8 protein-coding genes are annotated in these 16,027 nt (G+C 51.9%); all 8 read left to right on the plus strand.

What is annotated here, in order from left to right; genetic code table 11:
* Positions 1-506 precede the first annotated feature (506 nt).
* The 8 genes from SH573x_RS26905 (at position 507) to SH573x_RS26940 (ending at position 15,864) form a co-directional block, all read left to right on the plus strand.
* Positions 507-1,619 carry a type IV pilus twitching motility protein PilT gene (locus SH573x_RS26905; protein WP_479351149.1) on the plus strand — a complete coding sequence of 371 codons (1,113 nt, stop codon included), beginning with the start codon at positions 507-509 and terminating at the stop codon, positions 1,617-1,619.
* Between the two features lie 174 nt (positions 1,620-1,793).
* Positions 1,794-3,509, plus strand: coding sequence for a GspE/PulE family protein (locus SH573x_RS26910; RefSeq protein WP_479351150.1), 1,716 nt, complete (start codon positions 1,794-1,796; stop codon positions 3,507-3,509).
* Between the two features lie 73 nt (positions 3,510-3,582).
* On the plus strand, positions 3,583-5,022 hold the full coding sequence (locus tag SH573x_RS26915) for a type II secretion system F family protein (protein ID WP_479351151.1): 1,440 nt from the start codon (positions 3,583-3,585) through the stop codon (positions 5,020-5,022).
* A gap of 270 nt (positions 5,023-5,292) precedes the next feature.
* Positions 5,293-6,459 (plus strand): type II secretion system protein, encoded by a 1,167-nt coding sequence (locus tag SH573x_RS26920; protein WP_479351152.1) that lies wholly within the window; start codon positions 5,293-5,295, stop codon positions 6,457-6,459.
* 120 nt (positions 6,460-6,579) lie between these two features.
* Positions 6,580-7,749, plus strand: coding sequence for a prepilin-type N-terminal cleavage/methylation domain-containing protein (locus SH573x_RS26925; RefSeq protein WP_479351153.1), 1,170 nt, complete (start codon positions 6,580-6,582; stop codon positions 7,747-7,749).
* Positions 7,746-8,873 (plus strand): pilus assembly FimT family protein, encoded by a 1,128-nt coding sequence (locus SH573x_RS26930; RefSeq protein WP_479351154.1) that lies wholly within the window; start codon positions 7,746-7,748, stop codon positions 8,871-8,873. The genes SH573x_RS26925 and SH573x_RS26930 overlap by 4 nt, the downstream gene beginning before the upstream one ends.
* Positions 8,873-10,138, plus strand: coding sequence for a type IV pilus modification PilV family protein (locus SH573x_RS26935; RefSeq protein ID WP_479351155.1), 1,266 nt, complete (start codon positions 8,873-8,875; stop codon positions 10,136-10,138). The genes SH573x_RS26930 and SH573x_RS26935 overlap by 1 nt, the downstream gene beginning before the upstream one ends.
* A gap of 38 nt (positions 10,139-10,176) precedes the next feature.
* Entirely contained in the window at positions 10,177-15,864 is a 5,688-nt protein-coding gene (locus tag SH573x_RS26940) for a hypothetical protein (RefSeq protein ID WP_479351156.1), read from the plus strand.
* Positions 15,865-16,027: the final 163 nt, after the last annotated feature.

Raw genomic sequence — 16,027 nt, forward strand, 5'->3', positions numbered from 1 at the left:
CATCAGCCAGCAGGCTTGGGTTAGAGGGTTCACCTCGCCTGCGGCTACGGGTTAAACGAGCTGGTAACAACTAAACAAACCCCCAGAGGAGCTATTTGCAGGGAGGCTCATACAACTCATCGATTGGTCCCAACTCCCATGCACCGATTACAATGCCCATAGCGAGCCAGCTCTGCTGCATTCATCCATTCATTTGTCTCATCTCAAGCAGCGCTCTCGTTTACCTCGTAGCCGTTGGCTCAGGACGCACCGCCTGATTGGGCGCCCTCCTGAGCCTGCCGCAGTCCAAAACTTCCGAAACCCAATCCGAAGGCCCAGCGCTCAACTAAAGTCTGTTTGCACACTGTTGCGTTTTACATTGTCGCACTTGATTTTGAGCCTCGCGTCCTCGGTCGGTTACGTGGCTTCCCAGTTCCTTTTGTCCAGCATTCACTTTCCAGTACTCCCGCGCTTGCTGCTGGCGGCCTGCCGATAGCCGCCAGTGGAGCGTGGAGCATGAGAGATCTATGGCAACAGTTCTGATTGACAAGCTGCTCTCGGCAGCGGTAAAGCAAGGGGCCAGCGATATTCATATCGTTGTCGGTCAGCCACCCGTGTTTCGCTTGCATGGTCGCATGCGCAAACTCGAGACCAAAGTCCTCGAGCAGGATGACACGGTTTCGCTGATGAAGAGTATCGCCCCCGAGCGTTGCCAGCGCGAGTTGCAAGAGGCGGGCAGCGCCGACTTCGGTTTCGCCTTTGGAGACATGGCCCGCTTCCGCGTGTCGATCTTCAAACAACGCGGCAACATTTCGATGGTGTTGCGTCAGATCCCCAACGACAAACTAACTCCCGAACAACTCGGCCTGTCCGATTCGGTGGTGAAGATGGTCCAGCGTCCGCGTGGCCTGGTACTGGTGACCGGCCCTACGGGTTCGGGCAAGAGCACCACGCTGGCCAGCCTGGTCAACTTCCTCAACGAAACGCATGACCACCATATCATCACGATCGAAGACCCTATCGAGTTTTATCACGATCACAAGAAGTCGACGATCAACCAACGCGAAGTGGGCGTCGACGTACCCAGCTTTGCCGAAGCCATTCGCCGCGCGCTGCGTCAAGATCCCGATGTGATCCTGGTCGGCGAGCTTCGCGACTTGGAAACGATTCAAGCGGCCATTAGCGCCGCCGAAACCGGCCACGTTGTTTTCGGCACGCTGCACACCAATAGCGCTCAAGGCACGGTCAACCGCATCATCGATGCGTTCCCTGGAAATTTGCAGGACCAGATTCGAACTCAGTTGAGTACATCGCTGATCGGTGTAGTCGCTCAAACATTGCTCCCGAAAATCGGCGGCGGTCGCTGCGCAGCTTACGAAGTACTAGTCGTAACCCCTGGTATCGCCAACCTGATTCGCGAAAACAAAACCTTCCGTATTAACTCGGCCATTCAAACCGGAGCCAAATACGGCATGAACTTGATGGATGACGCTTTATTCAATCTATGGCGCGACAACAAAGTCACCGTCGAAGATGTACTCAGTAAAGCTCACCGCCCCGACGACCTGGCCAAACGCATCGTCAACGTCCGCCGCGGACTAGGCGACGACGCCATCCCAGTCGAAGAGGAAGCCCATTAACCGATTCGTTTAAAGATTACGTAGGACGGGTCTCCAGGCCCGTCCGTCAACCTGGATTTAGTTGGGCCGCGAGTCTCGAGCGGGCCTGGAGACCCGCTCTACGGACAAATATTGAACCGGATTGCGTTTAACCCGTGGCAAACGCTGAGCCAACAGTCACACGAGAGCTAAGTCATGTCAGTAAGAAAAATTGGTCAAGTCCTCGTCGATATGGGCTTCATCACCGATGAACAGCTCGAAGCTATTCTCGATGAGCAGCAGCAGCGGCCCGGTGCGCTCTTGGGCAAGATCGCTGAAGAAATCGGCTTGATCAGCGATGAACAGCTGGCCCAAGCGTTGGCTGAGCAGCAGAACATGCAGGTCGTCAATCTAGGCGAACTGAAACTGCCGCCCGATGTGATCAGCAAACTGACCGAAGCCATGGCGCAGATGTATCGCGTCGTGCCCGTACACTTCGATGGCAACACGCTGACTGTCGCGACTTGCGATCCACAGAACTTGAACATTCAAGACGAACTGCGAACCTTTTTGGGTTATGAGATTCGCATGGTGGTCGCCACCGAGCGCGATATTCAAGCGGCCGTGGACAAGTATTACTCGAGTGAGCTGGATACCTTCGAGCGCGTCGTGGCTGACTTGGCCAGCGATCAAGAGTTAGAAGCTGCGGCCAAGGCGCTGGCAACCGAAGGCGCGTTCAACTTGACCGACGCCGAAGCTCTGGCCGACTCGGTGCCCGTGCGCAAGCTGCTGAACATGGTGCTGCTGCTGGCCATCAAGGACCACGCCTCCGACATTCACTTTGAACCCTTCGAAGATGAATTCCGCATTCGCATCAAAGCCGAAGGTGTGCTGTATGAAATGGTGCCGCCGCCACGTCACTTGGCCTTTGCGATTACCACGCGCATCAAGGTTATGGCCAATTTGGATATTGCCGAACGTCGTCTGCCTCAAGACGGACGTATTGAATTGATGGTCGGTGGTCACCCGGTGGATTTGCGAGTTAGCGTTTTGCCGACCATGTTCGGTGAAAGCGTGGTTATGCGGATCCTGGACCGTTCGGTCGTATCGCTCAGCCTGAACAATGTAGGTATGAACGAAGAGACTTTGACCTACTTCCGCAAGATCATCGATCGCCCCAACGGTATCGTGCTGGTGACCGGTCCGACCGGCTCGGGCAAGACGACGACGCTCTACTCGGCGCTCTCCGAGCTGAATCATATCGAAGACAAGCTGATCACCACCGAAGACCCAGTGGAATACGATATCGACGGCATCATCCAGATTCCGATCGATCACGACATCGGTGTTACCTTTGCGTCGTGTTTGCGCGCTATCTTGCGTCAGGATCCGGATACGATTTTGGTCGGCGAGATCCGCGATCTCGAGACAGCCGAGATTGCCATTCAAGCTTCGCTGACGGGTCACTTGGTCTTTAGCACCTTGCACACCAATGATGCTCCCAGCACGATTACGCGTTTGAAGGACATGGGCATTCAAGCTTTCTTGATTACCGCATGTCTGGAAGCCATCTTGGCGCAGCGTTTGGTGCGCCGCATCTGCACCAAGTGTCGCGAAGAGACCGAAGTGCCGATGGAACTGTTGGCCGACTTGGGGCTGACCGCAACGGACGTGAAGGGCAAGAAATTTTTCCGCGGCCGCGGCTGCGATAATTGCAACAACACCGGCTACAAAGGCCGCGTAGGTTTGTTTGAGCTGATGGTCATGAACGACGACTTGCGCGACGCCGTGATGCGTAACGTCACGACCGACGAACTGCGCGACAAAGCTGCCAGTTACGGTATGACCACTCTGCGATCCTACGGCATCAAGTTCGTCTACGAAGGTGTCACCACCGTCGATGAAGTGCTGCGCGAGACCATGCAAGAGTAAACGCACCAGTAGACGTTAGTTTTTTCAGGCTTTAGGTTTTCCAACTTCAAACTTCAGACTTCAAACTTCAATCATGCCAACCTATCAATTTGAAGCGATGGATGCGACCGGCCAAGAGATCAAGGACGTGATCGAAGCCGCCACCGAGGAAGAAGCCCAAACGACTATACGTCAGATGGGTTACTTCGTCACCAAGATCCATCTGAAGAAGGGCGCCAACAAACAGGTGTCCGTCGGTGGCAAGAAGAAGCGGCCGTTTGCCATTGGCGGAGCCAAGACCAAACACATCTGCACCTTCACGCGTCAGCTATCGATTCTGCAAGACGCCGGTCTGCCGATTTTGCGTTCGCTGCGCATTTTGGAAGCTAACAATAAACCTGGCAAGCTGAAGAACGCGCTGGGTGACACGTGCGATGAAATCGAAACCGGTTCGACGCTGTCGGAAGCGATGAGCAAGTCGCCCAAAGTGTTCAACCGGTTGTATGTGAACATGATCAAAGCCGGTGAAGCCGGTGGTGCTCTGGAAACGATTCTGCAGCGTCTAGCCGACTTCTTGGAGAGCTCCGAAGCTCTCAAGCGTAAGGTCAAAGGCGCTTTGATTTATCCAATTGCGGTAGTGATCATTGCCAGTTTGATTTTGGTGTTGATCATGGCGGTGATCGTGCCGAACTTTACCAAGATGTTCCAGGAGTTCGGCCTGGACTTGCCGGCCCCGACGGTGTTGTTGGTGGCCATGAGCGATTACATCGTGCGGTATTGGTTCTTGCTGCTGATCATCCCGTTCTGTTTCTGGTTGGTGACGAAGCTGGCTCGCAAGTTCAAACATGGCCGCATGGGCTTTGACATGTTTATTCTGAAGCTGCCAGTGTTCGGGCGCTTGATGGAAAAGAACATCATGGCCCGGACGACGCGGACGCTCGGTACGCTGGTCAGTAGCGGTGTGCCGATTTTGGAAGCTCTCAACATTACGCGTGAGACGGCGGGCAATGCGCTGTTTGAAAGAATTTTTGCGCGGGTCAACGATTCGATTCGCGAGGGTGAAGTGATCAGCAAGCCGTTGCGTGAGAACGCGACGCCTGGTTTCCATCCGATGGCCATGTTCTTTTGGGCGCTGCTGGGCGTGTTCCCAGGCGTGATGATTCTGTCGGTCGCCATCACGGCTGGTCGAACGGTCAAAGGTGCCAAGGGTTCGTTGCAAACGTTGACGACTGTAGGCGGTTTTGCCTGCGGTTTGGGAGCGGTCTGCTGCGTGCTGTTTTACCTGGTCAAGATGCGGGACCGCGTGATCGACGAGCTAGTCGTCAACATGGTGGACGTCGGTGAAGAGACGGGCGAATTGGACACGATGCTTTACAAGGTGGCCGACACCTACGACGACGAAGTCCGCGTGATGACCGAAGGTTTGACGCGTTTGATCGAGCCGCTATTGATCGTGTTCTTAGGGGTAGCCGTCGGTTTCATCGTGGTGGCCTTGTTCATGCCGTTGATTCAGATGATCACCTCACTGACCTAATCGCGAGCCGATCGACCCAGAGAATGCCTCAGTGAGTGACTTAGTAAGTGACTTAATACCAGAGAATGAAGACTTGAATTTCAAATCTAGATGCGCCGCTCGCTGCAAGTGAATATGAGCTTGAGAGCCGGTAAGGCATTTAGATTTGAGATCGCCGAAGTTAACCAGAACGCCAAGTTGAAAAATCGCACCAGTACACAGTAAACGAAGTACACAGTGACCCAAGTACAAAGTGGCCCAGTAGAAGCCAGACCAAAAGGAGTCGACCCCATGCACCGCCCTCTCCACCGCCCCCGCTCAGCCTTCACCCTGGTTGAGCTACTGATGGTAATAGCAATCATTGGGATACTGGCTGGCTTACTTTTGCCGGCAGTATTCTGGGGTATGCGTGCTGCAAAGTCCGCCGGAGTCGCGATGGAGGTCAGCACGCTGGCCAATGCGATTGATCAGTACAAAAACAAGTATGGCGACTATCCACCTGACGGATCGAATTCGGTCGTCTTTGAACGTCATTACCGCAAGCTATTTCCGCAAATCGCAGACACCGAATTTCAAATGCTTCACCGACCCGTGGCGCCGCTAACACAAGCGGATCGTCTTGGAAAAGTTGTAAATGGTGCGCCATTGGGTGTGATGGACCCACCTGAAGCATTGGTATTTGCATTGGGCGGATTCAGTGATGACCCAGTCCATCCATTCACAGGTCCTGGTGGGCCATTCAGCTTAGTTCCAAACACCACGTCGTATCAGTACAACACTGCTCGAACAGGTGCTTTGTATGATTTCAAAGAAGCGCAGTTAACTCTCGGAATCGTGGGCCCGGCAACTTTGTCGAGTGATGAGTCCGATTATGGTTTCACGACATCTGACGTTGACGCGATTCCCGTGTACCGCCCTTCGTACGGTCTGCGCGCGCCCTATGTGTACATTGAAAAACGAACCTACAGCTACACTTCTCCAGTAGCGCCTGTTGGGACATTTTTCAACAATTACACAGTCGCTGGACTTGGAGTTGCAAGACCATATCGCTCAGGGCAAGAGAATACAAATGCGGGAACGACCGGAGCAGCAGCTGAGCTGCGCTATAAATATGCAAACGAAAAATCGTTTCAGATAATCAGCGCCGGTTTAGACGATCGATACGGCGGAGTTCCTTTTGATCCAACCGCCAGTTATAGCGGTCCGTATGCGAATCCGACCCCTCAAAATCCAATTACTATACCTCCGGTGACAGGTCGCCAAAGCCCCGTTGCAGGACCAATCTTTTATGCGTTCCCGTCGGGTGCAACCATTGACTTTGGGCCGGTTGATACCACTCATGGCCCAACACTCGCTCAATTTAGCCGATATTCGGATGTCGACGGTGCAGCAACTGCGCAACTCGATAACGTGACGAACTTTTCGGAAGGGCAGCTTCGCGACGGGCTGAGCAATTAGGAACGTGGTTTGCGTATGGGTACAAGCACACCATCTTGTCGATGTTTTTGCTTCCCAAACGCGAAATTTTGAGATTTGATTCTCAGGTTGCGACGACGAGATGCGAGTTAGGTTAATGCGATGAATCGTTTGCAAAAAAAAATCTTCATTCGACATCATCGTTGCTTCACTCTTGTGGAGCTAATGGTCGCGATCGCGATCATTGGTGTGTTGATGGGAATGGTGCTCTACACTTTGTCGGGCGCGCAAAGAGACGCGAAGATCACCAGAACGAACGGCACAATCAAGAAGATCAACGATGTCATACTCATGCGTTGGGAAGAATATCGGTATCGAGCGGTCAAGGTAAACGTACCCGACGATGTACTAAGCCCTTTTAAAACCGCCAATGGAACTTGGACAGTTCCGCTTAGTCCGCGCGAGGGAGCTAGGGCTCGAATGATCATTCTGCGAGACCTTATGCGAATGGAGATGCCCGACCGCTATGTCGATTTGATGTACCCTCCAATACCTTACAAGGTGGCGGCATTTACGGCTGATCCGAATACGACCGATACTCTGATTCCCGTAAGTCGCGATGTACCTGGGATTTATCTTACCTACCGCAGCAAGATGGTTAGCGGTCCTGCCCCCTCGCTGCCTGTACCAGCATCGAGCATTGTCATGGCACCGATAGGCTCGCTTAATCCAACAATCCAAAACCAAGGTGCCGAACTTCTTTACGAAATTGTGACGGCTTCGAACTACAACGGCGCTTCGGCACTTGAATACTTCAAGCCCAGTGAGATCGGCGACACGGACGGTGATTCATTTCCCGAGTTCCTTGACGCCTGGGGCCAGCCGATTCGCTGGATAAGATGGCCCGCAGGTTTTGCCAGCCCACTAAATGACCCATTGGTGCCCGATGCACTAGATCCTTTGAAAACCGACTTCAGGTACAGTTCGAGCGGCAGAACATGGCTCTTGGTACCGCTGGTCGTTAGCGCTGGACCGGACGGCGTGTTTGATCTAGTTTTTGACTTCGATGCCGGTAACAACGATCTGCCTTGCGTTGATCCATCAGGAGGTCCGACGGCACTGGCCCAGTATGTTACCAAGCCATGGGCAGGGACTGCCCTAGGAGTCTACTCAGATAATGGATTGCATTACTACATAGACCCATTTTTGGAGTTCACTCCTTCGGGATTTCAGGCACCTGTCTTGATCGGTTCAGTTCACGATACCAATTTTGATGGAACAACCGAAGGCTACGCCGACAACATTACTAATTACGACTTGTTGCTACAATGATAAACACTAAAACATCTAGACGCCGCAGTGGAGTGACACTGGTAGAGCTATTAATAGTGATGGGCATAATTTTGCTCATGGCTTCTGTTACTCTGCCCAATATTCGAACGCTGCTTAAGGACCAGAAAGTCTCGCAAGCCACACGGATTGTTCAAGGCTTTATTGAGTCCGCAAAAGCCCGAGCCGTTGCATCAAATCGTCCGGTATCCGTGATCATTGAGCGCGCGGGTTTTGACAACAACAATCAACCAGGGTTACTTCACTCAACACGTTTGTCACTCGGCGAAGTATTTCCACCATACGAAGGCGATTGGGTTGGAACGACTGGGCGATTAGACGATGTGGATTCCGATGGATTCTTTGACAGGCTGGCGATTCCAGAGGCCCAAGCGAGTACCCTTCTAGGTGGCTTAGCCTCGGATGGCGATGAGATCGAGATCGGCGACCATAGGTTCCGCTTTAAGATCGTCGGGACTCCTGCGTTGCTTCCCGCTCCAGACAACACTTTGGTAGGCGTGAGCTTTCAAAACCCGCCGCGGTTTGTAGATGTTGCGCAAGGAATCAACACTGCATCGATGGAAAAAATGCTGCCGTCCGCCACGACTGCCAACTATCCGTTTAGTTCAACGCCCCGTCCAAGTGTTCCGTTTCGCATTTATCGAAAGCCCAGTAAAACGATGGTCGGAACCGTAGTTCTGCCTCGAGATACTTGCATTGATCTAAACTCGAGTGGTATCGGTCCAACGCTTAATCAGTTTGCTACCAACGTAAATCTGAACGTTGCCGTGACTCGGCAAATATTCATTGTATTCGCACCCTCAGGTAGTGTAGATAGCGTCTATGAGGTGCAAACCAATTCAGCGGGCTCGTCGATAAGTCAGACCTGGGCTGCTCGGGGACTTATTCATCTGCTGGTTGGCCGCACTGAGCAAGTCGTTCCAGATTCAGTTTCGGGTCGAGACGACGTGAAGCTGAACATATTAGATTTATCAAATCGATGGGTGAGTATCAACACGGCTCATGGAACGGTTTACTCGACTCTCGTTGCGCAGAACGTAGGCTTGGCAGACTTGTCATCGGCGAGATTTTTTGCAACACGCGGCTTGATTGGAGGCGCAAACTGATGACAAGAAGACGAGTGCAGAAACGGCGGCTCGGCTTGTCCGTTTTGGAAGTGTTATTTGCGATGGGAATCGCAATCGTCGGATTGTTGGGTATCGCCTCTCTGATACCTTTGGCAGTCCGAAACACAGCTGACAGCTTACGTTCAGCCGAAGCTCAGGCATTGGCTCATCAATGGTACGATGACTTAGTTGCTCGGGGAATACACAAAAGTGCTTCTTGGCAATTCTATCAAGACTTCACAATTAACAACGTAATAAATCCTGGATATCACTCCTATTCCTCGCTGCCCACCGCACGCGGAACTGCGACGCGTATATTGTCGCGCCAAGCCGTTTGTATAGATCCTCTATTCCTATCATCAAGAGATTGGACACAACTGGAAGCCGCAAACTCATTTACGAGTATTGGAAACAACTGGTACCGTCCAGCGGTATTTCCGTACTACTTGGATACGTATAATCCTGCGGTTGATCCGGCCGTACCCTTTGCGCCTGCTTTAGCGATCGACACACAACCGCGAATGGTTCGCGTTACTCTGGCCAACAGTTCTAGTGGAGCGAGAGTATCTGCACGCCAGGTGCAACAGTTGTTCACTTCGATTGATGATATTTCGGTGGGAGATGCTGTAAATCCGGACGCTACGCTATCAACGACCGAAGAGGATAATTCAGTCCCACCGGTCCGATACGCCAGTGGTGGACGTTTCACGAGCAAGTCTGAATATAGCTGGATTGCTACCTTGTGCCCGACGGACACCAATGCGGGTGACTCGGCGGTGGACAGCGCAATCCTCTCAGTCGCCGTAATCTACAAACGCGATCTTGGTTTTGCCTTTCCCGCAGCTCGCGCGGGTATTGCAGATACTGAAAACAAACCATCCGGTGAACGATACTTTCGCGTAATACCGATGGCAGGCACTGCAGGCCCAGTGGATTTTAAAGGTGGACATGGTGGTCGAGTAAGCCTGTTTGCCACCGATGGCATTGACAGCGGGATGCATGTTGGGGAATGGATAATGCTATCCAAAGTTATGGGTACCCAGAACGCCGTGCATCGTTGGTTTCGGATCGCCGCTATGGCTCAGGATGCCATCCCGTCGACCGCGTCCATGGGACAGCCAGGCACTGATGCCTTATGGCATCGAGAGGTTGTGCTCGACGGGCCAGATTGGCAATTTGATCCCAACAATGTAGCAATAACAACTGCAACCTATATCCCTGGAACGGTGGCAGTTTACGAACGAACCTTGGAGCGTATGCGATAATGTTAGTTACCAAGTCCGAGGTTAAGAGGAGCGGGAAGATGCATCTGCGAAGACGTTCACAGCAGGGCTTGATTCTGCTTATCGTTTTAGGAATGCTAGCGCTATTCAGTCTCCTGACAGTGACTTACTTAGCATTCTCGGGACAAGCTCGCACCGCGAGTATGCAAATGGCCCGGCGCGATTTTCGCGGTACTCCGCCGTCGCGACTGCTCGATAGTGTTGTTCGGCAAATCGTGCGTGGCACGAACGATCGCGATTCTGCACTTTGGAAGCATAGTCTCCTTGAGGACTTGTATGGAAGCGAGTCGGTTACGCTAACAGCTCGCATCAACCTAAGCGACGACGGGAATCGCGGTTACACGCTTCCGCCAACCCCTATTCCTACCGATGCCGCAGGCTTTGAATACGGGCCTAAACTGTATACGTCGTATAGTGGCGGGGTGTTTGGTCCATTTCTGAAGATCCCTCTTGAGTACAACCGTTCGCTTCCCCGTCAACATGATGCTTGGACAGGTCGGGTCCTAACGTTTGTTGATGGGCCACTAGCAAATCAATCGTTCAGAATTGTGCGGTACGTAGGAGAAATTGATGTTGCTGAGATGAACACCAAGGGCCCTGCGCAATACACCGTTTTGATAGACTTGTCGTCTCTTGATACGGCAAAAACGCGGCCGTTTTTCTCTTCAGCGCTAAGCCGCTATGTGACCATAAACGAGTTGATGCAGCTAGATGACCAAACCAATTACCAGAACGAAAACCAAGGCGACAGCCTGCTCTACGCAAACTTTACGGGCCAGACCCTCCTGTCACCATTTTCGTTTGTGGTTAACGGTGGCTCGCACAACAATGATGGGATTGGTATCGTTCGAAACGGTGCGAACTTGTCCCCGACTACCGGTTCGCTGTTCATGAACCAGCAGCATGCGGCTGGCGCCCAGCCTCCTGTTGCAGGTCAGCATGCCCATCCCAATCAATTACAAGCTCCCTTCAATCAGGTTCCAGAGGCGTTCCAACCCAATCATGCCAAGATCGGGGCAACAAATGCGCACCACGGCCAAGCCTACTCGATAACCGGTGATTTGGACGAAGCCTATGATGCGGCTGACTACAACAACTTCTTTTTGGCCCTGCGGCGGTTTATCGACACCACCAGCGCTGCCGAAACCTCCGATGAGATCACCCCGTCGTTCCATCGACCTGATCTGATCAACTACATTGCTGGTCTAGACCCGCAGATGTTGTCGCTTTCGAATCTGCAATCTCAACCCGCGGTATTTTTGTCATTTCTTGAACTCGTCGAGCGCGCAACCGCTAGACCCATATCTTATCGAATTGGAAACTTTCCTGACGGAAACAACGGAACGATCACGCTTCAAAAGAATACGATGTTTACCGGCGGCTCCAACGTCCAGCTTGCTGAAGGGTTGAGAAATCCTCAGCTGAGACTCGACTGGAGCCGACTTGGAAATGATCCCGACCAACAAGAGAGTTTTGACGCTTGGTTACGATGGAATCTGCGAGGCCCTTGGGACGTTGACACCGATGGAGACCGCGTTACCGATGCGAATTGGGTCGACGTTAACTTTCCGCTGTCAACATCGTCAGATGGACATCTGCTTAAGGTCCTGGTTGCAGTCTATATCGAGGATATGGATGGCAAACTAGATATAAACTCTGCCGGTGCGCAGATTCAGGCCAACAGCACTAACTATCCAGTAACACTGTCATCCGAGAAGTTTGCGTACAATGTCAACTTCCCTCAACCTGGAAATTGGCCGCAGGGTTTGGGGCATGGTCCCGCAGACATCTATTTGCGTCACCTATTCGATAGCGGTCGCGATCAAGACATGACGGGCCTAATGAACCTGCGATACAACGATCGACCAGGTATTGATACAGAAGATGATCCACTCAGCCAAGCAATCGCTAAGCGATCTGATAGCTCAAATCTCGTTTTGCGTCCATCACGTCCGAACAATCTCCGATTGCCCGGGCTACCGATTTCAACCCATGGTCGAATTGGAATTGCTCTCGATCTTCACGGTAATCCCATCTTGACCAACTCGACAAATCCTGCAGATATCCTCGAGGAAGAAATTGACGACCCATATGAAGCACGTCCACTAAGCGGCCATTACTCGGATGGCGGCATATCCGTCTCTGCATGGGAGCGACTTGTAAGAGCGAGCGATCCAGACAGAGCGGCGATGGCCCGAGACCTCGAACAAGCCACTGCAGATTCGTGGTCTTCCGTGAGCAATTCCAACTTTCTGAACAGAGTTCGAAGCATCAGTCCTCGTAACGTTGAATTGACAACTCCTCGATTTCCATTTACGTACGTCAATGGAAACTCTGATACTGCAAGGGTAAGCTCGTTCATTGAGTTTGTTGAATCGTTTTGGCAAATGCGTACTGGGTCATCTGCATACCCACTTGTGAGCAATGCTGCTCTGAAAGAACTTTTCCCGCTTGAATTTACCAATAACCGTGGACTTGACCTAAACCGACCGTTCGGCAATGGCGTTGATGGCTTGCCAAATGGCCAAGGTGCCAATGGCGAAGTTGACGAACCACTTGAACTGACTTCAAACCCAGAAGCCGTCCCCTATCCCCAACGGGCAAATGTGAATTCCGATCTACTTCTTGGCCGTGCGAGTTTCGATCCTGCCTGGGAGGCAGATCCTGACTACCAAAGCACGTATTTCGGAGTTCAATCGCGTCAATTGTTTGCACGGCATTTGTATTGCCTGGCACAGATGATTCTGCCTGCCGACTATAAATTCCCGAATCAGCCGACTGCGACCGTTGACACGGCTACACGCGCCCGAATACTTGCTCAATGGGCCGTTAATGTCGTGGACTATCGTGATGCCGATTCGACGATGACTCGCTTCGTCTATGACCCGGATCCATTCTTTAATGGCAACAGTTTTCAACCTCAGTGGGTTCCACAACCAGACAGTGTCGTGTTTGGAATGGAGCAACCTGAGCTTTTGATTACGGAGTCATTAGCGACACATGACGCTCGATACTTCGCTAATCCCACGCAACAAAACCGCCATGAGCAAATTCGCGTACCAGAAGGCTCCCTCTTCTTAGAATTTTATTGCCCTCGTTCAACTGCGTCGAATCAAGATTTCGATAACGCGCTGCCTGGCTCGTCGCCGACTCTGTATACGCAGAATCTGAATGGGCGACTTGCATTGAATCTTGCGCAGTACACACAGGACTCAAGCGGTAATCGCTATCCCGTTTGGCGCGTGCTGCTACTGAAACCAGACGTCACCACTCAAGCTACCGTAAACACGCCTGACACAGATAACTTTACAGAAGCGTTCAAACAAAAAGCTGGTCAAACCACCGACCAAGGATCTCGTCGGTTCAACTACAGTTATCAAATTGGCAACCCAGACGATGGCCTTGAATGGAGAACCTCAAGTGCTGCCGACGATGGAAACAGCCAACCAGCTCTAGACGAACCTGTAATCGACCGCGTGCTCTGGTTCACCGACCGCACCGAGGTTCCTCCAACAGGTACGAACGCGTCGAGGGCATTGCCAGGAGTAACAGATCCCGAAGCCAGAATTTTCTATCGACAAGAGGCGGACGAAGTTGCATTGCAAGGTGGCCAATACTTAGTTATCGGTCCTCGGCCCATGACATATTTTGGAAGCCAAGAACAGGCGCTACCGCGCCAGTTCAACTTGCCAAGCTACCATCGCATTGCACTGAGACACGGTAATAATCCACCGTACGGTTTCGACTGGTTCCAGATTTGGAATCAAGATGGTGTTCCCGGATTTTGGCTTCCCCATCGAGTGCCGTCCAATATGCCTGGTTCACCGACTCAACCACCAATGGAGAGTACGGTACGTCCTTGCATAACGATGATTGCCGGAGCTACGCTTCCTGCCGATTGGAGTGCGTTGAATACCACGGCAAATCCGAACACAGTGAAACCGTACGTTGGCATTAACATTTCCGAGCCAACAACTGAACGGTATTATCCAATCCCTACAACTGTTTCAATTCCAGGGGATGTTACTGGCGATCCTACAATTGGAGCGCCGGGATTTGAACAGTTGCCACAAGACGGCTACATCGCAATGGATAGCGGATCCCTAAGCACGCGCGATGTATTCGACGGAGAAAATGGAGCTAGTTCGCGATTCTTTTTGGAAGAACACGGTTGGAACGTCATCAATAACGTTCCCGAATCAAAGACCCAAGCAAATTGGAGCGCCGCAGTCCTCCAACGTCTGGCCGATCCTACAATTGCATTCCATCCGGCGTTAAATCCCTATATCACAGTGGACTGGATTTCGATTGATTTGACCGTGTTTTCTGGGGAAAACCCTTCCGTGAACTCAAGTCCAGAAATCAAGTTTGTATCTCGCTCGAAGTCAGGCAAACATACGTTCTTTGACGCCACCGATACTGGAAATGAGTACAAGCAAGGAAACAAAGGCGAAACATTCTATACCTATGACACTGAAGACCTGCCGCAGCAAAATTCGCAGCCATCGACAACCTCAACGGCTTACTTCAAATTTGAACTAAAGAGTGAACACAACGCTGATCAGGCTTCACCCAACGCATCCCAAGATCGAACGCAACAAACGCCTGACTTCCAAACGTTCGGCTATTTGAATAAAGAATTTATTCTTCGGGGCTACCCGGATAGCAGTGAATATCAGCACGTTTACTACCAAGGCGGACCTTCGAGAGTCCCCGACGCACCGTTCTGGGCAAATAGAAACTTTGTTAGTCCAATTGAACTTGCAAACGTTCCGATCAGCGGACCAGGTACGTTCAATCAAGAGTTCTACTTCGAAACGGTAAACAACAAACCGCGTCATCGCCACACACTCGAGATTGATCAGGGGCCACAAGCCAACAACTCAGTTGGGTCGGTAGTTGAATTACTTCAGTTAATAGAAACTCCAAGTCCGTGGGGAGATTCGTGGACCGTTGTAGATCCAAATAGGGTCATCTCCAACGGGGACGTTGCCAGAGACGAGTTACTGGCACCATTCCGGGCCCCCTTTAACTTGATTCCATCGTATCGCTATCCAGGCAAGGTGAATATCAACACTGCAACTCAGCCGAACGTAATCAAAGGCCTCATGGCGAACATGATGCCAGCCAACGATCGACAAAACCAAGGTGCACAAATTCCGTACCTGCAGGAACTGCAAACTTCGCTCGGTGGCGGACTTTCTGCATCGTCAGTGTTGGATAACCGAACTGGCGAGGGTAACCCTTATCTCAACAGCACTTCACCTACACAATTTCCAGGTCGATTCACTTCGTTGGCTGGCCGTAATTCATTCCCGCCGCCATTGCCGATTGGAACGCCTGACAATGCCGACAATTCCGTACTTCGAAAGCTGAACGGGCAAAGATTGTTTAGAGATGATTTGAACGGTTCTCCCTTGTTCCCGAACTCGACGCGTATCAACAATTCGCAGATCTTCAATTACCCTGCTGCACGACTTGCCAATTTAGTCACGGATCGATCGAACGTGTTTGCTGTCAGAATAACGCTCGGTTTCTTCGAGTACGATATCGATACCGGCCTGGGTGCCGAATACGGAGCAAACCAAGGCAAAGCGAGGAGGCACCGAGCGTTCTATTTGATCGACCGCTCGATACCGGTCGGATTTGTACCAGGTACCGATCTGAACACGGAAAATTGCATTCTCCATCGTAGGTTGGTTGACTAGCTATCAACTGATCAATGTAGCGAAGTCGCCGTCCCTGGTGACAAGCCTTCGATCGGACTCGTGGATGTCGATTAAAACATCCCGAGTCCCCTGCGCAGATCATCGCAGTGCACAATACTGGGCTTATGTGTGGCCTATAGTTCGTAGCTGCTGGGTTGGATGG

The sequence above is a fragment of the Rania fehmarnensis genome, assembly GCF_056494185.1.

Excerpts from the sequence above, each read along its gene's own strand:
- SH573x_RS26920 (WP_479351152.1), top strand. The coding sequence starts at position 5,293 with ATGCACCGCCCTCTCCACCGCCCCCGCTCAGCCTTCACCCTGGTTGAG.
- SH573x_RS26915 (WP_479351151.1), top strand. The coding sequence starts at position 3,583 with ATGCCAACCTATCAATTTGAAGCGATGGATGCGACCGGCCAAGAGATC.
- SH573x_RS26940 (WP_479351156.1), top strand. The coding sequence starts at position 10,177 with ATGCATCTGCGAAGACGTTCACAGCAGGGCTTGATTCTGCTTATCGTT.
- SH573x_RS26930 (WP_479351154.1), top strand. The coding sequence starts at position 7,746 with ATGATAAACACTAAAACATCTAGACGCCGCAGTGGAGTGACACTGGTA.
- SH573x_RS26910 (WP_479351150.1), top strand. The coding sequence starts at position 1,794 with ATGTCAGTAAGAAAAATTGGTCAAGTCCTCGTCGATATGGGCTTCATC.
- SH573x_RS26925 (WP_479351153.1), top strand. The coding sequence starts at position 6,580 with ATGAATCGTTTGCAAAAAAAAATCTTCATTCGACATCATCGTTGCTTC.
- SH573x_RS26935 (WP_479351155.1), top strand. The coding sequence starts at position 8,873 with ATGACAAGAAGACGAGTGCAGAAACGGCGGCTCGGCTTGTCCGTTTTG.
- SH573x_RS26905 (WP_479351149.1), top strand. The coding sequence starts at position 507 with ATGGCAACAGTTCTGATTGACAAGCTGCTCTCGGCAGCGGTAAAGCAA.